The 25,991-nt window shown below is 40.4% G+C and carries 21 protein-coding genes, 1 pseudogene and 1 riboswitch; all 22 genes and pseudogenes read left to right on the forward strand.

Annotated elements, in window-relative coordinates:
• The first annotated feature begins 28 nt into the window (after positions 1 to 28).
• The 22 genes and pseudogenes from B2V22_RS02700 (at position 29) to B2V22_RS02805 (ending at position 25,761) form a co-directional block, all read left to right on the forward strand.
• Positions 29 to 3,526 (forward strand): DNA polymerase III subunit alpha, encoded by a 3,498-nt coding sequence (locus B2V22_RS02700; protein ID WP_290490364.1) that lies wholly within the window; start codon positions 29 to 31, stop codon positions 3,524 to 3,526.
• 101 nt (positions 3,527 to 3,627) lie between these two features.
• Positions 3,628 to 4,599 carry a 6-phosphofructokinase gene (pfkA, locus tag B2V22_RS02705; protein ID WP_290490366.1) on the forward strand — a complete coding sequence of 324 codons (972 nt, stop codon included), beginning with the start codon at positions 3,628 to 3,630 and terminating at the stop codon, positions 4,597 to 4,599.
• Between the two features lie 30 nt (positions 4,600 to 4,629).
• Positions 4,630 to 6,396: a pyruvate kinase gene (gene pyk, locus B2V22_RS02710; protein ID WP_290490368.1), complete on the forward strand. Its 1,767-nt coding sequence runs from the start codon at positions 4,630 to 4,632 to the stop codon at positions 6,394 to 6,396.
• A gap of 228 nt (positions 6,397 to 6,624) precedes the next feature.
• Positions 6,625 to 7,821, forward strand: a complete 1,197-nt coding sequence (gene aroC / locus B2V22_RS02715) for a chorismate synthase (RefSeq protein ID WP_290490370.1) — start codon at positions 6,625 to 6,627, stop codon at positions 7,819 to 7,821.
• A 7-nt stretch (positions 7,822 to 7,828) separates the two neighbouring features.
• Positions 7,829 to 9,112, forward strand: a complete 1,284-nt coding sequence (gene aroA, locus B2V22_RS02720; protein WP_290490372.1) for a 3-phosphoshikimate 1-carboxyvinyltransferase — start codon at positions 7,829 to 7,831, stop codon at positions 9,110 to 9,112.
• Positions 9,113 to 9,146: 34 nt separating this feature from the next.
• Positions 9,147 to 9,671 (forward strand): shikimate kinase, encoded by a 525-nt coding sequence (locus tag B2V22_RS02725; protein WP_290490374.1) that lies wholly within the window; start codon positions 9,147 to 9,149, stop codon positions 9,669 to 9,671.
• A gap of 232 nt (positions 9,672 to 9,903) precedes the next feature.
• Entirely contained in the window at positions 9,904 to 10,764 is an 861-nt protein-coding gene (locus tag B2V22_RS02730) for a CvfB family protein (RefSeq protein ID WP_290490376.1), read from the forward strand.
• 121 nt (positions 10,765 to 10,885) lie between these two features.
• On the forward strand, positions 10,886 to 11,785 hold the full coding sequence (xerD, locus tag B2V22_RS02735; RefSeq protein ID WP_290490378.1) for a site-specific tyrosine recombinase XerD: 900 nt from the start codon (positions 10,886 to 10,888) through the stop codon (positions 11,783 to 11,785).
• 257 nt (positions 11,786 to 12,042) lie between these two features.
• A pseudogene (locus B2V22_RS02740) lies at positions 12,043 to 12,955 on the forward strand (ABC transporter ATP-binding protein).
• The gene (locus B2V22_RS02745) at positions 12,945 to 14,240 is read left to right on the forward strand and encodes an ABC transporter permease (protein ID WP_290490379.1); all 1,296 of its coding nucleotides are present in this window, start codon (positions 12,945 to 12,947) and stop codon (positions 14,238 to 14,240) included. The pseudogene B2V22_RS02740 and the gene B2V22_RS02745 overlap by 11 nt, the downstream one beginning before the upstream one ends.
• A 524-nt stretch (positions 14,241 to 14,764) precedes the next feature.
• The gene (locus B2V22_RS02750; RefSeq protein ID WP_290490380.1) at positions 14,765 to 15,178 is read left to right on the forward strand and encodes a GNAT family N-acetyltransferase; all 414 of its coding nucleotides are present in this window, start codon (positions 14,765 to 14,767) and stop codon (positions 15,176 to 15,178) included.
• A gap of 15 nt (positions 15,179 to 15,193) precedes the next feature.
• Positions 15,194 to 15,949, forward strand: coding sequence for a segregation/condensation protein A (locus B2V22_RS02755; protein WP_290490382.1), 756 nt, complete (start codon positions 15,194 to 15,196; stop codon positions 15,947 to 15,949).
• Positions 15,946 to 16,575, forward strand: coding sequence for an SMC-Scp complex subunit ScpB (gene scpB / locus B2V22_RS02760; RefSeq protein ID WP_290490384.1), 630 nt, complete (start codon positions 15,946 to 15,948; stop codon positions 16,573 to 16,575). The genes B2V22_RS02755 and scpB overlap by 4 nt, the downstream gene beginning before the upstream one ends.
• Positions 16,576 to 16,599: 24 nt before the next feature.
• Positions 16,600 to 17,322: a pseudouridine synthase gene (locus B2V22_RS02765; RefSeq protein ID WP_290490386.1), complete on the forward strand. Its 723-nt coding sequence runs from the start codon at positions 16,600 to 16,602 to the stop codon at positions 17,320 to 17,322.
• A 63-nt stretch (positions 17,323 to 17,385) separates the two neighbouring features.
• Positions 17,386 to 17,503: riboswitch (FMN riboswitch) on the forward strand.
• 108 nt (positions 17,504 to 17,611) lie between these two features.
• On the forward strand, positions 17,612 to 18,232 hold the full coding sequence (locus tag B2V22_RS02770; RefSeq protein ID WP_290490388.1) for an ECF transporter S component: 621 nt from the start codon (positions 17,612 to 17,614) through the stop codon (positions 18,230 to 18,232).
• 87 nt (positions 18,233 to 18,319) lie between these two features.
• Positions 18,320 to 19,387: a helix-turn-helix domain-containing protein gene (locus B2V22_RS02775; RefSeq protein ID WP_290490390.1), complete on the forward strand. Its 1,068-nt coding sequence runs from the start codon at positions 18,320 to 18,322 to the stop codon at positions 19,385 to 19,387.
• Positions 19,371 to 20,852: a RecQ family ATP-dependent DNA helicase gene (locus B2V22_RS02780; RefSeq protein WP_290490392.1), complete on the forward strand. Its 1,482-nt coding sequence runs from the start codon at positions 19,371 to 19,373 to the stop codon at positions 20,850 to 20,852. Before B2V22_RS02775 ends, B2V22_RS02780 begins: the two co-directional genes overlap by 17 nt.
• Positions 20,853 to 20,948: 96 nt before the next feature.
• Positions 20,949 to 21,749: a LysM peptidoglycan-binding domain-containing protein gene (locus tag B2V22_RS02785; protein ID WP_290490394.1), complete on the forward strand. Its 801-nt coding sequence runs from the start codon at positions 20,949 to 20,951 to the stop codon at positions 21,747 to 21,749.
• 24 nt (positions 21,750 to 21,773) lie between these two features.
• Positions 21,774 to 22,454 (forward strand): (d)CMP kinase, encoded by a 681-nt coding sequence (cmk, locus tag B2V22_RS02790; protein WP_290490396.1) that lies wholly within the window; start codon positions 21,774 to 21,776, stop codon positions 22,452 to 22,454.
• A 175-nt stretch (positions 22,455 to 22,629) separates the two neighbouring features.
• Entirely contained in the window at positions 22,630 to 23,916 is a 1,287-nt protein-coding gene (gene rpsA, locus B2V22_RS02795; RefSeq protein ID WP_396159486.1) for a 30S ribosomal protein S1, read from the forward strand.
• A gap of 96 nt (positions 23,917 to 24,012) precedes the next feature.
• Entirely contained in the window at positions 24,013 to 25,323 is a 1,311-nt protein-coding gene (gene der, locus B2V22_RS02800) for a ribosome biogenesis GTPase Der (RefSeq protein WP_290490398.1), read from the forward strand.
• A 162-nt stretch (positions 25,324 to 25,485) separates the two neighbouring features.
• Entirely contained in the window at positions 25,486 to 25,761 is a 276-nt protein-coding gene (locus B2V22_RS02805; protein WP_290490400.1) for an HU family DNA-binding protein, read from the forward strand.
• Positions 25,762 to 25,991: the final 230 nt, after the last annotated feature.

Genomic DNA, 25,991 nt, shown 5'->3' on the forward strand with positions numbered 1-25,991 from the left:
CAAACCATATGCATGAGGAGGTGACCGGATGTTTGTGCCATTACATGTAAATTCAGCCTATTCCCTATTAACCAGTCCCATGTCTGTTGAGGCATACGTGCAAGCCGGGGCGACTGCAGGTTATACCCATTTAGGCTTGGCCGATGTCAATGTCATGTCAGGCAGCTTGGCATTCGTCCGGGCCTGTGCGCAAAATGGCATCACACCTTTAATCGGACTAACTGTCCAGTTTAATATTGACAATGTCAAAGAAGAATTGGTTGTTTACGCAAAAAACTACGAAGGCTATCAGCATCTGATGGCCCTTTCGTCGTCTTTAAAATTACAAGTAGAAGCCAACCGCCGGGCCATTTACCAAGAAATCACCATGCACGCGGATGATTACATTGTAATTTTTTCTGCTATGAGCGGCCCCCATATGCGGTACTTGAAACAAGGCGATGGTCAGGCAGACTACGACCAGTTAGAGAAAGAGTTGCTTTGGTGGCGACGCCATTTTTCAGATGACCAATTATTTCTAGGTCTTTCAGCCTTGGAGAATGAACAATTCCATGCAAAAGCCATCATCGAATTGAGTGAGCAAGCAGGGATTCCATTAGTTGCTATGCCACACATTCAATATGCCAATCCGGATGACTTCTTCACCCAACAAGTCCTTGAAGCCATTGACAATAATAAGCCGATGACAAGGATTGATGAGTTGAAGCAAGTGAAAGGGACCCATGCACTTAGAAGTCCAGGTCAATGGGCTAAGATGTACCAAGATCCAGATGTTCAAGATTCAGTTTATAAAGAATCCTTGGACCGATTAGAGGCAGCGGTTAAGGGTATTGATATTGTATTTCCTCAAGTTGAAACCTTGCTGCCCAAATACCCCCTACCAAGTGAATACACGGATACACCAAAATACCTAAAAGACCTAGCAGAAGCAGGGTTAGCTAAGCGGGTGACGGAGATTACAGATGCCTATACCGACCGCTTGGCTTACGAATTGTCAGTTATCCATGATATGGGCTTTGACGATTATTTCTTAATCGTTTGGGACGTGATGAACTATGCTCACCAACACCATATTCAAACGGGCCCAGGACGTGGATCGGCTGCTGGAGCCTTAGTGGCTTATGTCCTAGAAATAACAGACGTAGATCCGATTGCAAACGACTTGCTATTTGAGCGATTCTTGAATCCAGAACGGCAGAATATGCCAGACATTGACCTGGATTTCCCAGATAATAAACGGCAAGAAGTGCTCGACTATATCTACCGGAAATACGGGGACAACCGTGTAGCACAAATTGCGACCTTTGGGACATTTGGTGCTCGGCAAGCTTTGCGAAATGTCGGAACTGTCTTTGGGAAAGCGCAAGTGACATTGTCAGAATGGGCGAATACAGTAGGCAATAATCCTAATTTACCAGCTGAAACACTAACATCAGTCTACGACCAGTCACAGAAATTGCGGGAATTAATTGAAAACGAAGACCACGGGCAATTGTGGTTTGATACCGCCCGTAAACTAGAAGGGTTACCACGTCACGTCTCCACCCATGCGGCCGGTGTTGTGATTGCGGATCAACCTTTAACCTTGCATACACCGCTTCAAGCCTCATCCACCCATATTCCAAATACCCAATATACTATGGGGGATGTTGAGGCAGTGGGTCTACTGAAGGTCGACTTCCTGAGTCTATCCAATTTAACTATTTTGCATGATGGGTTAGCGGCCGTTGGTAAATTAACCAGGCGACCAGTCAAAGCCTTGGATATTCCATTAGATGATCCAAAAACTTATGAAATCTTCCAACATGCAGATACCAATGGCGTCTTCCAATTTGAATCGGATGGTATTAAGAATGTTTTGAAACAAGTAGCCCCTACATCCATTGAAGATGTGGTGGCTGTTAATGCCTTGTACCGACCCGGTCCAGTCCAACAAATTCCACATTTTGTGGCCAGAAAGCATGGACGTGAGTCTATTGCCTACCCACACCCTGATTTAACACCAATTTTAGCCCCTACATATGGAATTATGGTATACCAAGAACAGGTCATGCAGGTGACCCAAAAAATCGCAGGCTTTAGCCTGAGTGAAGCGGATATCTTGCGACGTGCCATCGGTAAAAAGAAACACGAAACCATTGAAAAAGTCCGCAAGCAATTTATCAGCGGGGCTATTGAAAATGGCTACCAGGAAAGTGTCGCTGTGCAAATTTACGACTATATTGAAGCCTTCGCCAACTATGGTTTCAATAAGTCGCATTCCTTCGCATACTCATACTTGGCCTACCAGTTGGCTTGGATCAAGGCTAACTATCCAGTTGCTTTTTATTATGGCAACTTGAAACATACAAGGATATATGATAAAAAAGGGAAGAACCTGGTACTCGAAGCGAAAAACCATGGGGTTGAAGTGGTCAATCCAGATATCAATAGGTCATTTTATGGTTTGTCAGTTGTGGACGACCACCAATTACAACTCGGTTTAGGGGATATTCGAGGCATTCCTAAGCGGGCAGTAGAAGAAATGATTCAAGCTCGGGAAGCGGAAGGACCATTTAAGGACTTTACCGACTTTATCCACCGACTCGGAAAGTTTGCCCTCAAAGAAGACATCTTAGTCAAATTAGCCCAAGCAGGTGCATTAGATAGTTTTGGCTACAACCGCCGGACCTTACAATTGGAAGCTATCCCTAAGATGATTACCCATGAGCAACTCTTTAAAACAGACAATCAACACCAAACCTCGCTACTTGGGGACGATGACTTGTCAGCCATATTCGCACCGAAGATTATTGAAATCGATGAATTCGACCAACACCAATTAATTGAGAATGAAATAGAAACACTGGGGCAAGCTTTATCGATTAACCTTTTTGAAGACTATGAAGGTTTTTATCAAACAGGGCTTATTGATTACATTGAAAACCTCAAAGAAAATGGCAAAGCCTTTTTCCTAGGGGAGGTAATGGCGGTGAAACGAATCACCACTAAGAAGAATCAACCCATGGCCTTTGTGACAATAGAGGACCAAACGGGACAGATTTCTGTCACAGCCTTTCCGGAAGCTTATATCACTTTCGCCAAACATTTAAACCAGGGCAATGCCTTGTTGGTTTACGGAAAGACGCAGAAGCGAAATGATGAATTGCAAGTCCTCTTGACTAAGGCTTGGATGTTGGATGAAGATACAAGAGCTTATTTAAACAACTTGCAACAAAAACAAGCAGGTGGGTCTGATCAAGCAGGTTATAGCGGCGGACAAAGTCAGCAAATCAACCAAAGTAAACAATCTAAGCAATCCCCAGTTTGTTGGATTCGCGTTGAAGACAAGGCCAAGGCTAGTGCGCTGAAAGCTGGACTACTAGAAGTTGTTGGGAAATATCCGGGTCAAACCAGGCTTCATTTCACAATTGTGGCGAGTCAGGAAAACTACTGGTTGTCTGAAAAATATGCCATTAAAGTGACGGAGGAATCCGTTACTGAATTGGTTGCTGTCTATGGCGAGGGAAATGTGGTTGTAAAATAAGAAAAATCCTTGTTTATCTTTGCACAAATTGATAAAACGTAAGACATTAGCTATGAAAAATGGTAGAATAACACTATAAATAAATTAATTGAGGTGGAAAAATGGGAAAACGTATAGGAGTTTTAACTAGTGGTGGAGACGCCCCTGGTATGAACGCAGCTATTAGAGCAGTTGTCCGTAAAGCAATTCATGATGGAGATGAAGTATTCGGTATTCGCTACGGTTATCGTGGCTTAGCTGAAGGCGATATTTTCCAAATGGCGGAACGCGATGTGAGTGATTTGACTGCTCGTGGAGGCACTATGCTGTATACTGCCCGTTATCCTGAATTTCAGGATGAAGAAGGCCGTAGACCAGCGATTGAACAATTAAAAAAACACGGTATTGATTCTTTAGTAGTAATCGGTGGGGACGGTTCATACCGAGGTGCAGCAGCATTAGCGGCAGAAGGTATTCAAACTGTCGGTATTCCTGGAACAATCGATAATGATATTCCTGGTACCGAGTATACAATTGGTTTCGACACTGCTTGTAACACTGCCTTAGAAGCTATCGATAAAATTCGTGACACAGCAACTAGTCATCTTCGTACATTTATTATTGAAGTGATGGGTCGTAATGCAGGTGATATTGCCGTTTGGACTGGTATCGGTTCAGGGGCTGAACAAATTATTATTCCAGAAGCAGATTTTAATATGGATGATATTGTTGCAAATATCGAAGACGGTCGTCGTCGTGGTAAGAAACACTCTATTATTATCCTTGCTGAAGGTGTAATGGAAGGTCATGAATTTGCTGATAAACTTTACGAATATGATGACTACCATGCACGTGTTACCGTATTAGGTCACGTTCAGCGTGGTGGTGCACCAACAGCTCGTGACCGTGTATTGGCAGCACTATTCGGCTTCAATGCTGTGGAATTATTACACAACGGTGCCAGCGGTGTTTGTGTAGGTATTAGCGGTGAAAAGATTATCTCTACTGATATTAACGAAGCATTGCAATCAAAAGGTCACTCTCATACGTCTCAAGTAGACCTATACAATATCAACTCAGAAATTTCATTTTAATTTTTTCTAAGAAAGGATGCATTAATCATTATGGAAAAAAATACCAAGATTGTATGTACCATTGGACCCGCATCGGAGTCTGTAGACACTTTAGTTCAACTGATTGAATCAGGTATGAACGTTGCTCGTTTGAACTTCTCTCATGGAGATCACGACGAACATTTAGCACGTATCAATAACATCCGTGAGGCTTCAGAAAAAACCGGTCGTCGCGTTGCAATCTTATTAGATACTAAAGGTCCTGAAATTCGTACAAACAACATGAAAGACCACAAACCTGTAACATTGGTTAAAGGTTCTGAAGTTCGTGTGTCAATGACAGAAGTTGAGGGTGACGAAACAAAATTCTCAATTACATACACTGAATTGATTAATGACGTAGAAAAAGGTTCTCATATCTTAATTGATGATGGTTTAATAGACTTATTAGTAACTGATATCGACACTGCAAACAACGAAATCGTTACTGAAGTACAAAACACTGGTGTCATCAAAGATAAAAAAGGTGTCAACGTACCGGGCGTTTCTGTTCAATTGCCAGGTATTACTGAAAAAGATGCAAATGATATCCGTTTCGGTCTAGAAAATGATATTGACTATATTGCAGCGTCATTCGTACGTAAACCAGGTGATGTCTTAGAAATCCGTGAAATTCTAGAAGAAACTGGTAACGAATCAGTTCAAATCATCCCTAAAATTGAAAACCAAGAAGGTGTAGATAACTTAGACGATATCTTATCTGTATCTGATGGTTTAATGGTTGCTCGTGGTGACTTAGGGGTAGAAATCCCAGCTGAACTAGTACCAGTTGTACAAAAAGAAATGATCCGTAAATGTAACTTAGCTGGTAAACCGGTTATTACAGCTACACAAATGTTAGATTCAATGCAATCTAACCCACGTCCTACTCGTGCAGAAGCATCTGACGTTGCTAACGCAATCTTTGATGGTACGGACGCAATCATGCTTTCAGGTGAAACTGCTGCTGGTGACTATCCAGTAGAAGCAGTTCAAACAATGAACCGTATTGCCTTAGTAACTGAAGGACGTGAAGAAGCGAAAACTGACATTAGTTCATTGAAACCAAGTACAGAAGGCGACATGGCAGAAGCAATTAGTCAATCTGTTGCTTACACTGCTCGTAGCTTAAGCGTTTCAACAATCGTTGCAGCGACTGAATCTGGTCACACTGCGAAAATGATTTCTAAATACCGTCCAAGCGCTAAAATTATCGCTTTAACTTTCTCTGAAAGCCAAGCACGTAAATTAGTTTTAGCTTGGGGTGTAGAGCCATTTGTTGTGGAAAAACCAGCTTCAACTGATGAAATGATGTCATTAGCAGGTACTGTAGCGAAAGAATCTGGCTACGCTCACGACGGTGATACAATCATCATCTCTGCTGGTGTACCAGTTGGTGAAAAAGGTACTACTAACTTGATGAAAATCCAAGTTATTGGTGAAAAATTAGTATCAGGTTCTGGTATTGGTGAAAAATCTGTTGTTGGTCATGCAGTAGTTGTAGACAACGCAGCAGATGCAGTAGCTAACGTAAAAGCTAACTCTGTATTAGTTGTGAAATCAACTGACAACGACTACAATGAGGCAATTAAAAACGCTGCAGCAGTAGTTGTTGAAAAAGGTGGATTAACAAGCCATGCAGCAGTATTAGGTGTAGAAAATGGTATTCCAGTTGTTGTAGGTGCAGAAAATGCAACTTCTTCAATTGAAAACGGCCAATTAGTAACAGTTGATGCTCGTCGTGGTATCGTTTATAACGGTGCAACTACAACTATCTAATCTTTCTTAACCTGAGTCACTAAAATCTATTATTCGGACATTTAAAAAGTGTTGACTGAGCTTTGTTAGCTCGGTCAACACTTTTCTTTTTCATAAAATGATACATTATATTAAATGATTCGATGAATTCTTCATTATTTTCTAATTTTTGTACAAATATAATTGCCCCTATTGGAAATAAAGGCTAAAATGGATAAGAGAAATTGAAAAATTAGGAGGAAACTGTACATGCTACGTTTCATTACAGCTGGTGAATCACATGGTCCATTGGAAACTGCGATCATTGAAGGCGTTCCAGCAAACTTACCAATCGATATAGATAAAATCAACGAGAATCTTGCTCGCCGTCAAATGGGTTATGGTGCAGGTAATCGTATGAAAATTGAAAAAGATCAAGTGCGCATTACTTCAGGTGTTCGCCATGGATTAACTTTAGGTTCACCAATTACGTTGATTGTTGAAAATAGAGACTTTAAAAAATGGACTGAAATCATGAGTGCAGAAGATGTAGAAGAGGGTATTAAAAAACGTCGTACTGTACATCATCCACGCCCGGGGCATGCTGACTTAGTTGGTGGGATCAAATACGGTTTTAAAGACCTACGTAACGTTTTAGAGCGTTCATCTGCTCGTGAAACAACGATGCGTGTAGCCGTGGGTTCTATTGCCGAACAAATCTTAGATGGCTTAGATATTGAAATCATCGCTTACGTTAAAGCTTTAGGTGGCGTTGAAGGTAAGGTTGATGCAACAAGTCTTTCTTATGAAGAAATCCGTCAAACAACGGATGAATCAGAATTAAAAATGATTGACCACTCAATTGATGAAGAAATCAAAGCGAAAATTGACCAAGCGAAAAAAGATGGCACTACTTTAGGTGGGGTTATCGAAGTGATTGCTAAAAATGTTCCTGCTGGTTTAGGTTCATACACACATTGGGACAAGAAATTAGACGCTAAATTAGTAGGTGCTATGGTATCGATTAACGCCTTTAAAGCGGCTGAAATCGGTGATGGTGTTGAAGTGGCTAGCCGTTTTGGTAACGAATTAATGGATGAAATTGCCTACGACGATACACAAGGTTTCTACCGTTTAACCAATCATATGGGTGGTTTTGAAGGTGGTATGACAACTGGTATGCCAATTATTGTCCGTGGATACAAAAAACCAATTCCAACACAATACCATCCATTACAATCAGTGGATATCTACACCAAAGAACCTTACAAAGCGTCGATTGAACGTTCTGACATTACGGCGGTACCACGTGCAGCCATTATTGGTGAGACAGTAATCGCTACTGAATTAGCCCAAGCAATTTTAGAAAAATTCCCACATGATGACTACAATGAATTAGTCAAAGCAGTAAACAACTACCGTGAATACGCTAAAAACCCTGACATTTGGCAAAATGAAGGAGAGTAAGACATCCATGAAAGAATTAATGATTGATGCCAATCCATTAGAAGGGACAATCACGATTCCTGGTGATAAATCAATTTCTCACCGGGCGATCATGTTCGCTTCTATTGCTAAAGGCACCACAAAAATTGAAGGCTTTCTACATGCGGAAGACTGTATTTCAACCATGAATATCTTCCGTGATTTAGGTGTTCAAATTGATGAAGAGGCAGATGGGTCTGTCGTCGTTCACGGTAAGGGTATTGAAGGCTTAACAGCACCAAATCATGCCTTAGATGCTGGAAACTCCGGTACGACCATGCGTTTACTGGCAGGACTTTTTTCAGGATTTCCATTTAAAATTAAAATGATTGGTGACGAATCTCTATCAAAGCGACCAATGAACCGTGTTATGCTACCATTACGTCAAATGGGGGCATCGATATCTGGTTCAGAAGGTAGCGAGTTTGCGCCTTTGTATATCCAACCAGTTGACCACTTAAATGCCATCGAATATGATATGCCAGTGGCATCTGCCCAGGTAAAATCAGCAATCTTACTGGCAGGTTTATCTGCTAAAGGTACAACAATTATCCATGAAAAAGAGCGGTCACGTGACCACACTGAAAACATGTTAAAAAACTTTGGCGTTGAACTAAAAGTAGACGATAAAGACATCTATCTAGAAGGTGGCCAAAGCTTAACAGCTACGGATATTACAGTCCCAGCAGATATTTCTTCAGCAGCCTTCTTCATTGTTGCTGCACTATTAGTTAAAGGGTCTAAACTCCACATGCCAAATGTTGGTTTAAATCCAACCCGAGCTGGGATTATTGAAGTCTTGCACAATATGGGTGCCAACATCGAAACATGCTTGCATGAAGGAGGCTTGAGCGGTGACTTAACTGTTTCTGCCAGCGACTTAAAAGCAACAGAATTTGGTGGCGACATTATTCCAGCATTAATTGATGAAATTCCAATTATCGCTTTAGCGGCTACCCAAGCGGAAGGTCGGACAGTGATTCGCAACGCTGAAGAATTAAAAGTAAAAGAAACTGACCGTATTCAGGTCACAGCCCAAGAATTAAATAAAATGGGTGCCAACATCGAAGAAACTGAAGATGGCATGATTATTACTGGTCCAACACCATTGCACGCAGCGGATGTGGATAGTTACGGTGATCACCGTATTGGTATGATGCTACAAGTTGCTGCTTTATTGGTAAAAGAAGGAACTGTCAACTTGGCTCGCCCTGAAGCAGTCAACATTTCTTTCCCAAGCTTCTTCGATGACTTAGCCGCTTTAAGCGCGTAAATCACCAAATTGGAAATGAAAGGTTGATCAAAGGATGCCAATCATATTAACAGGATTTATGGGTGTCGGAAAGACAACAGTCGGGCGCATTTTGGCCAACAAGTTAGGGGTCCCATTTGTGGACATGGACTTGTATATCGAGACCCGTCGAGGTCAGACGATTGCAGAAATCTTTGATCAAATTGGAGAATCGGGTTTTAGATTATTGGAGTTTCAAATCTTGACGGAATTACTAGAGGCTGAAGAAAATGCCGCTTTAGTGATTTCAACCGGTGGTGGTATTGTGGAAACGGCTGAATGCCGTCAACTGCTAGCCCAACATGACAAGGTTTTCTACTTACAAGATACCTTTGAAACCTCGTGGCAACGGATTAATCGTGGTGGTCCCGGTAACAATGACCGCCCTTTAGTCAATGCCAATAGTAAATGTCAAATGGCTGCCAAGTATGAACGCCGAATTCCTTTATACGAGGAAGTGTCGAATTACCTACTGGATGTTCGTCAAAGCGATGCACATGAAACCGCAGAAGTAATTAGGAAAATGTGTGAAATGAATTAATTAAAATGTACTTGTGTAAAAAGGAGGTATCAGCTTAAGTGCGGGCCTCCTTTTTTCATGCAAAAAAAGGCGGAACAATGACAACTTATACATTATTTGCATAATCGACGTTTACCTTTAGTTGAGAATCGAGTATAATCTGATGTTTGAAGAATGAAGCTGCGGCCAAGTAATTAATAAATATGATACAATGAGATTAACATGCAAAAGCACCGTTTTAAGGAGAAAATATATGAGCGCACAATTAGGGACCGTTACTACAGCGTTAGTAACCGATCAAAATGACAAATTTTATTCAGTACAAAAAGAGGGTATTACTTATCAACTTGATAAGAACGAAGGGGATTACCAATTAGGTGATGCGGTTCAAGGTTTCATCTATGAAAATATGAAACACACTAAAATGATGACCACCCAATTACCTGACGTTCGTCAAGGACGTTATGGTTGGTCAACGGTTACTGCAGTCCGTAAAGACTTGGGGGTCTTTGTAGATATTGGTTTAGCGGACAAGGAAATTGTGGTTTCTTTAGATGACCTACCAAGTGAAAAACACCTATGGCCGAAAAAAGGCGACCGCTTATTTATCCGTTTAGAAGTGGATAAAAAAGAACGGATTTGGGGTAAATTAGCTGAAGACCAAGTTTTCCAACACATTACCAACAAACTATCACCCCAATCAAAATCTTGGACCAACCAAGAAGTAAAAGGGACCGTCTACCACGCAAAATTAGTGGGGACTTATGTAATTACAGATGACTACTTTCTAGCCTTTATCCATGAAAGTGAACGCTTGGAAGAACCACATTTAGGACAAGAAGTCCAAGGGCGTGTCATCGGTATCGGACAAAATGGGAACTTGAATATGTCCTTGAAACCATTAGCCCACACGGTAATTTCTGAGGATGCACAAATGATTTTGGCCTTGTTACAACGCCAACCGAATCATTTCTTGCCATACCACGATAAATCGAATCCAGATGATATCCGTGAATACTTTGGCATCTCTAAAGCACAATTCAAGCGTGCCTTAGGGAACTTATTGAAGAATGGTCAAGTTGAACAAGTCGAAGGCGGCATCCGTCTTAAATAATGAGTCATTAAAAGTTTATCCGCGTAGTTTGATGCATTTCATTTTTTGGAAAATTATATCATCCATCAAGTAGGTAAACCTTTGACTATATATGTTTTTGTGAAGTGAAGAAAGGGTAAGCATGAAGCTAACTGAAGTGATTGAAGATTTTTTAAATACCATGCGCGTAGAAGAAGGGTTGGCAGAAAATTCCATCATCTCCTACAAGCAAGAATTAAACCGAATGATGACCTATTTAAATCGACAAGGCATTGAAAAAGTCCAAGTTATTAGTCAGGATACAGTGTTAGACCATTTAAAGTGGATGGACGAAGACCATTTGGCCACGTCAACCCGGTCACATTACGTGTCAACCTTGCGTCATTTCTTCCGCTACCTAAAATTGGATGGGGTCATTGAAGACAATCCAATGGAGAAGATTTCTTTACCTAAGAAAACCCAACATTTACCAGCTGTTTTAACCTTAGACGAAGTTGATCGGATTTTAGCGACGCCAGATATCACTAAACCACTAGGGTTGCGGGATAGAACCTTGTTAGAAACCCTGTATTCAACCGGCATGCGGGTATCTGAAATCATCCATATCAAACTAGAAGACATTCATTTAGATATGGGCTTTATCCAAACCATTGGTAAAGGGGATAAAGAAAGACTAGTCCCAATCGGTGAGATGGCAGAAGACTGGATTAACAAGTATCTAACAGAAGGGCGTCCAAAACTAGTAAAAGATGAGGACGAGACCCAAGGCTATTTATTCGTGAATAACCGGGGTAAGCCTTTATCTAGACAAGGTGTTTGGAAGAACTTGAAGAAGATGGTGGTTATGGCTCATATCACCAAAGACATCAGTCCCCATACCCTCCGCCATTCCTTTGCCACCCATTTACTTGAAAATGGGGCGGACTTAAGAGTTGTCCAAGAACTCCTTGGCCACTCTGATATTTCAACAACGCAAATATACACGCATATTCATGCCCAACATATGAAGGATATTTATCACCAAAATCATCCGCGGGCATAAAAATACAAGAAATGTTTGCATAACCCCATACTCAACTAAAAAGGCAGGATTATCCTGCCTTTTTTTTGCATGTTTTCAGAAAATGGTTATTTATTACCTGGTTTGAAGCCACAAATTGCTTCATGTAATTTATAATGTATATATGGGTGCAATAAAATTCGTTGAATTACTTGGATTTTTGCCTTAAACAAGTCATTTCGGCAGAACAAGGGAAAGAAACAGAGAAAACATAAGAAAGCAAAGGGAGGAGAAAGTGTATGTTACAAGTAGAACATCTACGAAAAACCTTCGGCAGAGTTGTCGCAGTAGATGATGTATCATTTGAAATTCAACCGGGCACCATACTTGGAATTGTTGGCCAGAATGGATCTGGCAAAACGACAATTTTTCGAATGATTCTAAATTTTCTAACACCAGAAAATGGGGGGGCAAGTTAAATGGGACGGCCAACCCTTACATATGAAGAAAGTGTATGACACGGTGGGATACTTACCCGAGGAACGTGGACTTTATGAGACCATGACCATTGAAAAACAAATCATGTATTTTGCCCGCTTGCGTGGCATGAAAAAGAAAGAAATCAATGCCAAAATTGATGAATGGCTAGAAAACTTCAATGTTAAAGGTGACCGTAAAGATAAGATTAAAACCTTATCCAAAGGGAACCAACAAAAGGTTCAATTGATTGCCACCTTAATCCATGAACCAAAATTGGTCATTTTAGATGAGCCATTTTCAGGATTAGACCCAGTGAATGCAGGCTTTTTGATGGAAGGTATTCTACGACTGCGCGATCAAGGCGCATGTATCATTTTTTCAAGTCATAATATGGCCAACGTCCAAGATGTTTGTGATTCAGTTATTATGATTCATAACGGGGAGCAGAAACTTTACGGGCCAATTAATCAAGTGCGTGATGCCTACGGAAAAACAAGATTATTCGTCCAAGCTGAAGGATGGGATCAAGAAGCCCTAGCCGCCTTAGAAGGGGTGGAATCGGTTAGCAAATTAACAACAGGGGAATATAAGTTAATCCTAGAAGATGAAAATATAGGGCCTGAATTGTTCAAGACCATCTCAAAAGGTGAATACATTCAATCCTTTAGCCAACAACCGCCAACACTAGATGAAATATTTAAAATGGAAGCAGGTGGACGTCATGAGAAATAGTCGTTTAGGTATTATTATTGAAGAGGTCTACAAGAAAAATGTCTTTTCATGGTCATTTGTCATGCTATTACTAAGCCCAATCTTGATGGTTGCTGTAGTGGCTATTATTTCAGGTGTTATCGGTATGGCAACCGCCTCTGATTCAATCGGTACGGTAGCCATCATTGGTGCTACTGACCAAACAGCCAGCGCAATTGAAACTGAAGACAATGGCCAGAACCAATTGATTTTTGACCAAGATGTCGACCAGGCAGCAGAAGCGCTTGTAAACGAAGAAATTGATGGCTACCTAGTCATTGACGAAAGTGATCCAGAAGCCATCCATGTTGAATTCTACAAAAGTAATACCGGAAAGAACATATCAACTACTGGCTTCCAAACTGTATTAGAAAGTATTCAATTATCCAACCGGGCGCAAGCATTAGGCCTGACGGAAGAAGAATCCAGTCATTTACTCGATTCAAACGTGGCCATCCATAGCCAGACCATTGATTTAGAATCCGGTACCAGCAAAAGTGACCAAGACATTCAATCTATGGTACGAACAGGTGTCGCCTACCTTGTATCCTTTATTGTATTCATGTTTGTCATGAATTATATCTCTATCATTTCGCAAGAAATTGCCGTGGAAAAAGGATCACGCATCATGGAAATTGTCCTATCTTCCATTTCATCAACCACCCATTTTATGGGTAAAATGTTGGGGATTTTCCTCGTATTGCTGACACAAGTTGCCTTCTACGCAATCTTACTAGGCATCATCTTTATCCTGATCATGAACACGCCAATGCCAGCAGAATTACAAGCCCTATTAGGGGACGAAACAATTCCAGGCCTGTTATCTAACTCAGCATCTATCATTGCTTGGTCCAGTTTATTAGCCTTCTTGGGCATCATCACCTATTCAGTATTGGTTGCCTTCCTTGGATCACTTGTTTCAAATGTACAAGACGTGAATAAAATGATCACACCAATTATTATATTAAGTATTATTGGTTTTTATATTGGGATGTTTGGACTAGGTTTCTCAAACAATATTTTAGTTCGAGTAGCCTCACAAATCCCATTCTTCACACCATTTGTCATGCCATTCAGAATAGCTGCTGAAACCGTATCGACCCAAGAATTAATCCTGTCGGTCATCATTTCACTACTATTCTCAATCCTTTGCCTATGGTTATCCGCCAACTTCTACAAGTCAAATGTCCTGACATACTCAGACAAAGGCTTATTCGGCACACTGAAACAATCTTATACTTTAACACAAAGTGAGAAAAAAGGCTAACAACAACTATCTAGTCAGGTCTGTTTAGACCTGGCTATTTTTAGTGAAATCGATATGGGAAAGATTAACTATCGTGACGGACCACAACTTGTCATCGGTCATTAATTAAACTGAAACTGCCTTTTTTGAAAAAATATACACTACCTTATGCTGACAATTTATCATCAGTCAATTTGTTAAAAATGCATATATTTTACAATTTATTCAAAAGGTACATTATATTATCAGCAAGCACATTGTAAAAAATATTGCCAAGGCAGGAGCCTCCTCGCATGCCTTAGCAGTGAACAAGGATGTAAAGCGTCCTCCTTTTCGTAGTCGGGTTGGTTCGACCAGCTCAAGTCCGCTTCAAATTATTTTGCATCACATTGCGTGTGATACGGCACTAATTTTCCAGGGTTGTTGCGCTATACGGTCTCTATCACCCTTAATTATTTTTAATAAAAATTGCCTTGATTGACGATGTATGCTAATGTACTCTTACACATACTTTGTTATTATGCAAAAGTAAAAGGAGGGCAAAGATGTTAGTGCCTTATATAGGAAGATACGAGAAAATCGTAATGGGCCTATTATCCTACATCCCTGAGTTTAAAGAATTTTCTGAACTTACAGAAGAAATGGATAAAATTAATCAGCAAGAACGTAAAATCTATTTATGGAAAGAAGCTGATTCTGATAATATCATCGGTTTAGTAGGCTTTGACCAACATGATGATACAGATACTTTAGTCGTGCGTTATCTATCAATCAATCCTTCATTTAGAGAAGAAGGTCTTACATACGATCTCTTAACGGCTTTAAAGAAGGAATTTCCAGTGTACTCCCTTACTGGGGTAATTTCTCTTTCACCGATTTTGTCAAAATGGGCAAAACGTCGTCAAGAAGAGTCGGACAAGGAATTGGATAGTAAACAAGAAAACACACCCCAAGTCTAGGAGACAAGTGTCAGGATGAACGAACAAACAAGTGAATTAACATTAGATCTAGCGGCCTTTGAAGGGCCGCTTGATTTACTATTACACTTAATTAAAGACTTAAAGGTAGATATTTTTGATATTCCCATCAATTTGGTTACCGATCAATATTTAGCCTATATTCATACCTATGAAGCCTTATCTCTGGATATTGCGTCAGAATATTTGGTGATGGCGGCTACTTTATTGGAAATCAAAACCCAAATGATGCTACCAAAAACGCCCAAAGAAGCGGTTGAGGAAGAAGATGATCCACGTGACTCACTAGTGGAACAATTACTTGCTTTCCAGCAATATCAGGAAGTTTCCCATATCTTAGCGGATAAACAAGCTGAACGGTCGTTAGAATATACTAAGCAACCATCAGACTTATCGGCTTATCAAGAGAAAATCCCTATGAAGGGTCGCCAATTAACGCCTGATGACTTGTATAGAGCCATTCAAAAGATGGCCTTTCGCTTGAAAAATCAACACCCCATCCAAACCACGATTGCAGGAGAATCCTACTCAGTAGGGACTGCAATGGCGGAAATTCGGCAAGCTTTCGTTGAGGTCGACCGGGATGTTTTAATGTTTCAAGAAGCTGTTTTTCTTGGGAAAATTCAATCGCGCAGTCAAATTGTGAGTATGTTTTTAGCGATTTTGGAATTAGTGAAGTCAAATGAGTTATACTTATACCAAGAAGATTTAAGAGCAGACATTCAATTGATTAGACGGGAGGAAAGTGAATGAATGCAGTCGCTGCAATAGAAAGTTTACTTTTCGTAGCAGGAGAAGATGGGATTGCTGTCGATGAACTTGCTAACTTATTAGAGATAGGCCAGGAGTGGGCTTTATACCACGTGATGGTTTTGCGAAATCGTCTCCAACATGACCCACAATCTGGATTAAGAATTACCGTTATTAACGAACGTGTTCAATTAGTGACTAAGGCAGCATATGGTGAAGTAGTGAAAAATTACGCGGTTTCTCCTTTTGCGACGAAATTGTCTCAAGCGGCATTGGAAACATTGGCGATTATTGCCTACCAACAGCCGGTCACAAGAATGACGATCGATGAAATTCGAGGTGTTCAGTCATCTAATATGATCCATAAATTACTAGAGCGAGATTTAATTATGGAAACGGGCCGTCAGGATTCACCAGGCCGGCCGATTATTTACGGGGTAACATCTTACTTCTACCAATATTTTGGTTTGGAGTCCTTAGAAGACTTGCCGGATATTCATAATCTAGTCTTAGATGGCTCGGTAGATGAAGAGACACTTTTTAAAATTGACGATAACGGTGAACCTGAGCAAAAAGATTTTAACCAGACAGACTTTAACCAAATAAAAACAGAAGAAACGACTGAATAGGTCACCAATAGGAGTTATTTAAAGATGGAAAGATTACAAAAAGTGATGGCACACGCAGGTGTTGCCTCGAGACGTGAGTCTGAAAAATTGATTGCCGCAGGACGGGTGAAAGTAAACGGTGAGGTTGTAAGAGAGTTGGGCCATAAGGTATCTAACGCTGACCGTATTGAAGTAGACCAAGTACCAATTTACAAAGAAGAACCAGTTTACTACGTATTTTACAAGCCAACTGGTGTGATTTCTGCAGTGAAAGATGACAAAGACCGGAAAGTGGTCACTGACTTTTTCCCAGGGATCGAACAACGGATTTATCCAGTAGGGAGATTAGACTACAATACCTCAGGACTATTGTTGTTAACAAACGACGGTGAATTCGCCAATACCTTGATGCACCCACGCTATGAAATCAACAAAGTCTATGTGGCTAAAGTTGAGGGTGTCATTACCGGAGAAGAACGTAAGCAATTAGAGCGAGGCGTTGAAATTGACGGCGTGAAAACTGCCCCAGCACAAGCGAAAATTCTTTCTGTTGATAAGGACAAAAAGACCACCATTATCGAATTGGTTATCCATGAAGGTCGTAACCGCCAAGTCCGTAAAATGTTAGAAGCAGTTGGACATCCAGTTGCTAAGTTGAAACGTGAACGTTACGGAGCTATAGACCTTAAAGGGTTGAAACCTGGTGATAGCAGAACCCTATTAAAGCACGAAATCGAAGAATTATTAGCAAATGCCAAGAAAAAGTAAGCTTTATACTTGAAAAAAGTAAGATACTTGTTATAATGGGAACTGTAATTAAATAAAATTTGAAGCAATCTTCAGGGCAGGGTGAAATTCCCGATCGGCGGTAAAGTCCGCGACTCCCATTTGGGACTGATCTAGTGAAATTCTAGAACCGACTGTAAAGTCAGGATGGAAGAAGATGGGCGGACTATGTCTGTTTGCCTATACTCTTTTTACCTTGAAGGTGGAAAGAGTTTTTTTATTTCCACTTTTGAGTGCCAACCCCATGAAGTAGAAAAGGAGAGAAATTCACATGGGAAAAAATCACACTAAGGAAATCGTATTGGTCGCAATTGTTGGGGCACTATCATTTATATTGATGTTCATTGGTTTTCCAATCATCCCCGCCTTACCTTATCTAAAGGTAGACTTCTCACTCGTACCAATCTTACTCGTTGCATTCATTTCAGGACCTAAAAAAGCAGTTGCTGCCAGCCTAATCGCCAATGGATTACATTATATGTATACAGGTGGTGAAATGGGGATTCCAATTGGTGATGCAACAGCCTTTATCGCAACTATCGCTTACATCTTGCCAATTTACTACTTATTGAAAGACCAAATGGCGACAGTCTATGCAGGCAATAAATCAGCGAAAGAAATGAATTTCGGCAAAACGATTGCTACATACCTAGCTGCAACCCTTTCTTTAACAGTAGTGATGACTATCTTAAACTATTTCGTGATCACACCATTCTATATGCAAGTCATGAACTTCGATATAGGTAACATGCAAACTTATATTCTTACGGGTATCATCCCATTCAACTTAATCAAAGGGGTATTGGTTTCCCTTCTAGCACATTTCGTCCTAGTTCAAACCTTACCAACCTTGGTCAATCGATTCGGTACGCGCGAATATTCACATCATTAAAAGTGAAGCCTGGACAAATTTCTGGTATGATAGGACCTAGAGAATCATGTCGAGCAGAATAATAGTAGGAATGTTGGAGGGATAGGATTGGATACTTTATTAATGGCGATTGCTTTTAAAGTCCAATCCTTACCCCCTAATTCCATATATCAAGTGTTGATTGGCAAGCGAACAGCCACAACACTTTTTTTTGCATTTTCAAACAATTTAACTGCCTATTTCGGGCTTTATCCAAAACTTGAAAAAGACGTATGGATGTCCTATATCCAAAATGTGGCTGATTACATCTCGGTGGAAGCTATTTTTCGTCAAGAAAATCATAGTCATTATATGCATTTGCTATTTGAAAATATCCTTCAAAAACGAAACGGTCTCATTATTCCAAGCCACCACCACAAGCACCATTTAGCCTTTAAATTATTGCTGCAAGTCCTCTCCAATATTCAGGCCAAAAACCCGCACTATAGCCCAATCGTCCAGGATTTAGAAGTCCAGCAGCTGATCAAAGACTTTATTTCAATGGCCAAAAGGGCAGACACGGCCCAAGTTGGCTTACAAGCCATAGGCAAAAGCCTTCACCAGCAACTCGCTAAGGAACTATCTGCCTTTCCAGACCAGGCAGCCCTTATCTTCCTAGAACAGTTTGAAGGCGCCAAATTACCGGCAAAAACCCTTGAACAAGGAGCAGAAAGCCATCAAATTTCTAAGCGGGCAATCGTCATTAGCCAACAGGCCTTGATGGACCAAATATATCAAAATTGGGTAAGTGGTCATACTTTAGAGGCAGAAACGCAATGGCTGCAAGTCTTCGCCCAAGGGGTTTGCAAACAATTCCCAATTTGGAATCAGACTACGCAAGATACTTTAAATTTAATCAATCAAGGTTGGACGCTGCAGAAAATAGCAGATAGAAGACGGTTAAAATTATCTACCATAACGGAACATATCATAGAAATTGCCTTAAGTTATCCTGCAATCATTGAACCTTTGGTGGTTGAAGAACTTCATTTGACAGACATTTCACCCCTTTTAAGACAAGAACCGGATGAAAATTACGAAGCCTTTAAAGCGCGATTCGGCGAGAAAGATTATTGGTTATATCGGTATTGGCATATCGTCTACCAGAAAGGAGCCCATGATGATAGATTGGCATAAGCGCCTGGAAGAAATGACAGGTTATCAAGAGTTTAAACCCGGTCAATTGGCGAGTTTAGAGGCTTTAGACCGCCAGGAAAACGTGGTGGCCATTTTACCAACTGGTGGAGGTAAATCTTTAATATACCAAATCAACCAATACCACGAATCTGGGGTAACTTTGATTATTTCGCCCTTGATTTCCCTGATGCAAGACCAAGTTAGTCAATTACAACGGATGGGGTTAGGACGGGGCATTGCCTTAAATTCGACCTATGACCGCAGAGAACAAGCTTATATTTTAAGTCACCTATCTGACTATCAATTCCTATTTCTATCACCAGAAATGCTCCTGAAAGATCAAGTAATCCGGGTCCTACAGCGGATGGACATTCATTTATTAGTTGTCGATGAAGCCCATTGTATTTCTCAATGGGGATATGACTTTAGACCGCAATATACTGAATTAAAAAAAGTTCGTCAGCTCTTAAAGCAACCAAAAACATTAGCCTTATCTGCCACTGCCAACCAATCCGCACTATCAGATATCATAGCTTACTTATTTGAAGAGGGAGAGGCTATTCAATTGATAAAAGAATCTGTTGATCGGCCTAACATTTTCTACCTATTCGATGAAATTGATGTTGGTGAAGTGAGGGTAAACAAATTGCAAGAATGGTTGGACAAGCTACCCAAACCGGGTATTGTTTATGTCCACCATAAAAGTGAACTCGAGGAACTCAACCAATGGATGAAAGCTCATACAGATTTGCGAGTCGCTTCTTACCACGGGGATAGAAGCCTAGAGGATAGGCATATCATCCAAAGTCAGTTTCTACAAAATGAATTGGATGTTGTTTTTGCAACATCAGCCTTTGGTATGGGCATTAACCATGGTCATATCCGCTTTGTATTGCATTACCATCTCCCCAAGAATATGGCAGACTTTATTCAAGAAGTGGGGCGGGCAGGACGAGACCAGGAACAATCAGTATCGATTGTCTTATATGATAATCGTGAGGCGGCTAGACTGCAGCAAATGCGTCGGCTATTAGAAGACGAGGCAGACTTGTTGGATGATTTGTTGGCGCGTTTATTTAAGCAAGAATTGACTCAAAGTGAGGTAGACCAGTATGCAGATGCAATAGGTGCTATGCTTTACTTTTATCGTCATCATTTTACGGATTACCAAGAAGCTAAGAAACACGCGCAAAAACTTCGTCAGGAACGGTTACGGCAAATCTACCAAATGTTAGATTTATTGGCTAATGACCAGTGTTACCGTACTTTCTTATTAAATCAAGCTGACGAACAGGCAGTGGACAAACCGGTCTTATGTTGCAATAATTGCCAACCTGACTATGCTAGTCAACCGATATGGCAAGACTTGATGGATCTACCGAATCGAGTGACAGTCGATAAAGACCAGCGTGATGGTGATTTCAAGAAAAGCTGGACCCGGCGTTTGCAGCTCTTATTGTCTTGAAATGGGTCCATAAAGTTTTGTTAAATTGCCTAAAGAAATACTGACATAAAAAGGGGTTCATGGTACAATTCTTAGTGTTAAGAAAGGGGTATATGGATGAAATTCTGGGACAAGTTGGCGAAAAAAAATCAAGAAAATACAGAAGTAGAAACTGAACAGGCTTCAGAACAAGACAGTTCAGCATCTTCTGACCAAATCCCCCCTACAAGTGATGACTTTCAGAATCAAGGGTTTGGCGAATTTGAGAATTTAAAAAATCAAAAGTATACGAGAACGGCCCGCAATAAGAAGAACAACCAAGATACGATTTCGACTACATCAAAGGTAATTGCCTTCTTGCTATTTGTGATGATTGTTGTTCCGTTCCTTTTGATTGCCTATATGAATAATGAAGACAGGGTGCCTGAACCGGAATCAACTGAGCAAGTCATGATTTCTAAAACGCAAAATGTTGAATCAATTTCAAAAGCCAGTGAGTCAGCATCTATTTCAGCTTCCGAGTCTGTCTCTGAGTCTGTCTCTGAATCAGTTGCTGCCTCAGAAAGCGCAGTAGCTGCCTCAGAATCAGAATCAGCTCGCCTAGCTTCTGAGCAAGAATCTTCAAGTATTGCAGCCAGTGTAGCTGAGTCAAATGCAGCAGTAGCAGCGTCAGAAGCCGCAGCGCAAAGTGCCGCTGAATCAGCTTCAATTGCTGAATCACAAGCAGCCGCAGCCGAAGAAGAATCAGCTTCTTCTGAAAGTGCATCTGAATCAACAGGTACTTATACTGTTCAAGCAGGGGATAACCTATATCGGATTGCAGTGAACAACGGTATGACCCTAGATGAATTACTTGAATTAAACGGTTTAACACAAAGTTCTAGCATAGGACCTGGAACCGTATTACGTGTAAATTAATAGAATGAAAGAGTGGTGGACAGATTGTCTAAAGCGATTCAAGTCGCAATCGATGGACCAGCATCGTCTGGCAAGAGTACAATTGCCAAAAAAATTGCTAAAAAGTTAGCCTATGTTTATTTAGATACAGGTGCCATGTACCGGGCAATTACATTACTAGCCCTTGATGAACACATTCCAGCTGAAGACGCTGACGCATTGAAAGTGTTAGCTGAAGCGAGTGATATTACCTTTGAACCAGGGGAAAATGACCAGCGCGTCTTAGTCAACGGACAAGACCAGTCAGAGGCCATTCGTACAGATCGTATCTCAAAAGCAGTTTCTGCTTACTCGGCAGTTTCTGAAGTACGCCAAGTACTTGTTGAAAAACAAAGAGCCTACACCCAAAATGGCCAAGGCGTTGTAATGGATGGCCGTGATATTGGGACGGTTGTATTGCCGGATGCAGAAGTGAAAATCTTTCTAACGGCATCTGCTGAAGAACGTGGGCGTCGTCGATTTTTAGAAAATCAAGCCAAGGGTTATTCAGAAATGAATCTTGAAGACTTGATTGAAGATATTAAGCGTCGGGACTTGTATGATTCGACCCGAGAAGACAGCCCATTAGTACCTGCAGAAGATGCGGTCATGTTAGATTCCTCTGATTTAACACTTGAAGAAGTAGAAGCATCTATATTAGCTGAAATCCACCGTGTGATTGCATAATTTATATTGCAAAAAATACTGACAATCACAAAAAGAGGTAAAATTCAAGCGAATTCTACCTCTTTTTATTATCTTTGAGGAAAAATGTTGAATATAGTTTAAATAACTGATATAATAATAATTGATCATTGGCTTAGTGCGAATGAGGTAGTACATTTAGGAGAGGATTTAGAGTATGTCAAACGAATTTGAACAAAATCAAAATAATGAAGAAATTCCATCAATGGAAGAGATTCTTGCAGAATCAGTAGAAGTAAAAATTGGTGATACAGTAACAGGTGAAGTATTATCAATCGACGATAACCAAGTAATTGTTGGTATCGAAGGCGCAGGTGTTGAAGGGGTTATTCCTTTCAAAGAATTATCTGCTCAACCAATTGACTCAATCGAAGAAGTTGCTAAAGTTGGCGACACTTTAGAGTTAGTTGTTATTAAACAAATCAAAGAAAAAGAAAATGGTTCATTCTTACTTTCTCGCCGTCGTATCGAAGCGAAAAAAGTATGGGCTGAATTAGAAGTTAAAGCTGAAAACGGTGAAACTATCACTGTTCCAGTTAAGAGCGTAGTTAAAGGTGGATTAGTTGTTGATGCGGGTGTACGTGGTTTCATCCCAGCTTCAATGGTTGAAGACTTTTTCGTTGACGATTTCTCTCCATACAAAGGCCAAGAATTAGAAGTTAAAATTGTTGAAATTGAACCTAGCGAAAATCGTTTAATCTTATCTCACAAAGAAATCGCTGCTGAAAAACGCGTCGCTGAACGTGCAGAAAAATTAAACTCATTCCAAGAAGGCGATAAAGTAACAGGTACAGTAGCTCGCTTGGCTAACTTCGGTGCATTTATTGATTTAGGTGGTATCGATGGTTTAGTACACATCTCTCAAATCGCTCAAGCACACGTTAACCATCCTTCAGATGTATTAAGCGAAGGACAAGAAGTTGAAGTATTAGTTCTTTCAGTTGACGAAGAACGTGGACGTATTTCGCTATCTATTAAAGCTTTACAACCAGGACCATGGGAAAACATTGAAGAAAAAGCGCCTAAAGGTGCTGAATTAGAAGGTACTGTACGTCGTTTAGTTGACTTCGGTGCATTCGTAGAAGTATTCCCAGGTGTTGAAGGTTTAGTACATATCTCTCAAATTTCTCACGACCACATTGCTACACCAGCTGAGAAATTGACAGAAGGTCAAGCTATCCAAGTTAAAGTTTTAGACGTTGATGCTGAAAACGAACGTTTATCATTATCAATCAAAGCTTTAGAAGAAGCGCCAGAAGTTGATGCATCTGCACAACCTGCTGCTCCTCGCGAAGAAAAACGTCAAAGCAAACCTCGTAAACAAAACAACAACCGTCGTAACAATGCTGCTCAAGCATCATCTGACGATGAATCAGGTTTCACTTTCGGTGACTTATTAGGTGACCAATTGAAAAACTTCGATTTCGGCGACGATAACGAATAATTTTATTAATAAACCATAAGTTTGGTTTGATGGTAGGTTGGGGAAACTCGCCTACCTTTTTTATTTCAATGTTTGCTATTGAAAGGAGGCAAAACGATGTCTAATTTAACAATTGCCATTGTCGGCCGTCCAAACGTGGGAAAATCTACCATTTTTAACCGCATTGTTGGCGACCGAATTTCAATTGTCCAAGATGAACCTGGCGTTACCCGTGATAGAATTTATGCACAGGGTGAATGGTTAGGAAAACAATTAAATGTAATTGATACTGGTGGTATCGAATTTAACGATCAAGATTTCATGACACAAATTCGCTTGCAAGCTGAAATTGCTATGGAAGAAGCAGATGTTATCATCATGATGACTAATGTCCGTGAAGGTGTGACAAAGACAGACTCGCAAATAGCCAGTATGTTACGTAAGACAGATAAACCTGTCGTACTGGCAGTAAACAAGGTGGATAACCCTGAACAAAGAACGGAAATTTATGATTTCTATTCATTAGGTTTAGGCGATCCATACCCAATTTCTGGCTCTCACGGTTTAGGTATTGGGGACATACTAGAAGAAGTATTCCACTTGGCACCAGACGATATTGAAAATGATGATGACGATGATACTATTTCATTCGCCCTAATTGGCCGTCCAAACGTAGGTAAATCTTCTTTGGTCAATGCGATTTTAGGTGAGAACCGTGTAATCGTATCGAACGTAGCGGGGACAACTCGTGACGCAATCGATACATCTTTCGAGGATGACGGACAAGTTTATAAAATTATTGATACAGCAGGTATCCGTAAACGTGGTAAAGTATACGAAGCAACTGAGAAATATTCAGTGATGCGTGCCATGCGTGCAATTGAAAGAGCTCAAGTGTGTCTAGTTGTCTTAAATGCTGAAGAAGGTATCCGGGATCAAGATAAAACGATCGCTGGTTATGCCCATGAAGCAGGACGCGGGATTATTATTGTGGTAAACAAATGGGATACTCTTGAAAAAGACAACCATACCATGAAGAAATTCACTGATGACATTCGTCGTGAGTTCCAGTTTATCGACTATGCACCAATCATTTTCGTATCTGCAGAAACCAAACAACGTTTAGTGCAACTACCAGAAATGATTGCCCACGTTCATGGTAACTACAATCGTCGTGTTCAATCATCATTATTGAATGAGGTATTGGTTGATGCGATTCGTATTAACCCAGCACCATCTGACAAGGGTAGAAAATTACGTATTTATTACCTAACACAGGTCAAAACTGCACCGCCAACTTTTGTGGCATTTGTCAATGACGAAGAGCTTATGCACTTCTCATATGAGCGCTTTCTTTCAAATCAAATTAGAAAATCTTTTGATTTTTTAGGCACGCCTATCCAAATCATCACAAGAAACAGAAAATAACAAAAAAGGTTAAAAATACGCTTATTTTTAACCAAAAACGTTGTTATATAGCGGTTTGTATGGTATTCTATAAAAGGATTATCTGAGAGACATTTCGATTATCCCATATATTTATTCTAGAATAAATATATCCGAAAGAATTTCGGAGGAGGTGAAATTAGAATGGCAAATAAAGCAGAATTAGTACAAAACGTTGCAAATGCAGTAGGTGATTCTAAAAAAAATGTAGCACCAGTTGTAGATGCAGTTTTCGAACAAATCGAAGCATTTTTAGCTGACGGTGAAAAAGTTCAATTAATCGGTTTTGGTAGTTTTGAAGTTCGTGACCGCGCAGCGCGTAAAGGTCGCAACCCTCAAACTGGCGATGAAATCGAAATCCCTGCAAGCAAAGTACCAGCTTTCAAACCTGGTAAAGCATTGAAAGATGCAGTTAAATAAGATTTCAAAGAACGTCGTTGATGTCTATGACATCAGCGGCTTTTTTATTTGCAATTTTTGGCCAAGTAGTCCAAAAAATAGTGAAAATATGGTCTCCATGATGAAAGGAGCCAGTGGAAGCTATAACGACTGGTCAGGATAGGTAACGATGACGCTATCCTGAATTAGCTTGGAAAACGCAAGGTATGCACGAAAAAGGAGGCTAGACTATGAACTGCCCCCTGTCAAGT

This window comes from Aerococcus sp. UBA6277 (assembly GCF_002440555.1).
Lineage (GTDB): Bacteria > Bacillota > Bacilli > Lactobacillales > Aerococcaceae > Aerococcus.

What these genes read in the sequence shown, in the direction of transcription:
- B2V22_RS02700 (WP_290490364.1), top strand. Translation starts at nt 29, where the DNA reads ATGTTTGTGCCATTACATGTAAATTCAGCCTATTCCCTATTAACCAGT.
- pfkA (WP_290490366.1), top strand. Translation starts at nt 3,628, where the DNA reads ATGGGAAAACGTATAGGAGTTTTAACTAGTGGTGGAGACGCCCCTGGT.
- pyk (WP_290490368.1), top strand. Translation starts at nt 4,630, where the DNA reads ATGGAAAAAAATACCAAGATTGTATGTACCATTGGACCCGCATCGGAG.
- aroC (WP_290490370.1), top strand. Translation starts at nt 6,625, where the DNA reads ATGCTACGTTTCATTACAGCTGGTGAATCACATGGTCCATTGGAAACT.
- aroA (WP_290490372.1), top strand. Translation starts at nt 7,829, where the DNA reads ATGAAAGAATTAATGATTGATGCCAATCCATTAGAAGGGACAATCACG.
- B2V22_RS02725 (WP_290490374.1), top strand. Translation starts at nt 9,147, where the DNA reads ATGCCAATCATATTAACAGGATTTATGGGTGTCGGAAAGACAACAGTC.
- B2V22_RS02730 (WP_290490376.1), top strand. Translation starts at nt 9,904, where the DNA reads ATGAGCGCACAATTAGGGACCGTTACTACAGCGTTAGTAACCGATCAA.
- xerD (WP_290490378.1), top strand. Translation starts at nt 10,886, where the DNA reads ATGAAGCTAACTGAAGTGATTGAAGATTTTTTAAATACCATGCGCGTA.
- B2V22_RS02745 (WP_290490379.1), top strand. Translation starts at nt 12,945, where the DNA reads ATGAGAAATAGTCGTTTAGGTATTATTATTGAAGAGGTCTACAAGAAA.
- B2V22_RS02750 (WP_290490380.1), top strand. Translation starts at nt 14,765, where the DNA reads ATGTTAGTGCCTTATATAGGAAGATACGAGAAAATCGTAATGGGCCTA.
- B2V22_RS02755 (WP_290490382.1), top strand. Translation starts at nt 15,194, where the DNA reads ATGAACGAACAAACAAGTGAATTAACATTAGATCTAGCGGCCTTTGAA.
- scpB (WP_290490384.1), top strand. Translation starts at nt 15,946, where the DNA reads ATGAATGCAGTCGCTGCAATAGAAAGTTTACTTTTCGTAGCAGGAGAA.
- B2V22_RS02765 (WP_290490386.1), top strand. Translation starts at nt 16,600, where the DNA reads ATGGAAAGATTACAAAAAGTGATGGCACACGCAGGTGTTGCCTCGAGA.
- B2V22_RS02770 (WP_290490388.1), top strand. Translation starts at nt 17,612, where the DNA reads ATGGGAAAAAATCACACTAAGGAAATCGTATTGGTCGCAATTGTTGGG.
- B2V22_RS02780 (WP_290490392.1), top strand. Translation starts at nt 19,371, where the DNA reads ATGATAGATTGGCATAAGCGCCTGGAAGAAATGACAGGTTATCAAGAG.
- B2V22_RS02785 (WP_290490394.1), top strand. Translation starts at nt 20,949, where the DNA reads ATGAAATTCTGGGACAAGTTGGCGAAAAAAAATCAAGAAAATACAGAA.
- rpsA (WP_396159486.1), top strand. Translation starts at nt 22,630, where the DNA reads ATGTCAAACGAATTTGAACAAAATCAAAATAATGAAGAAATTCCATCA.
- der (WP_290490398.1), top strand. Translation starts at nt 24,013, where the DNA reads ATGTCTAATTTAACAATTGCCATTGTCGGCCGTCCAAACGTGGGAAAA.
- B2V22_RS02805 (WP_290490400.1), top strand. Translation starts at nt 25,486, where the DNA reads ATGGCAAATAAAGCAGAATTAGTACAAAACGTTGCAAATGCAGTAGGT.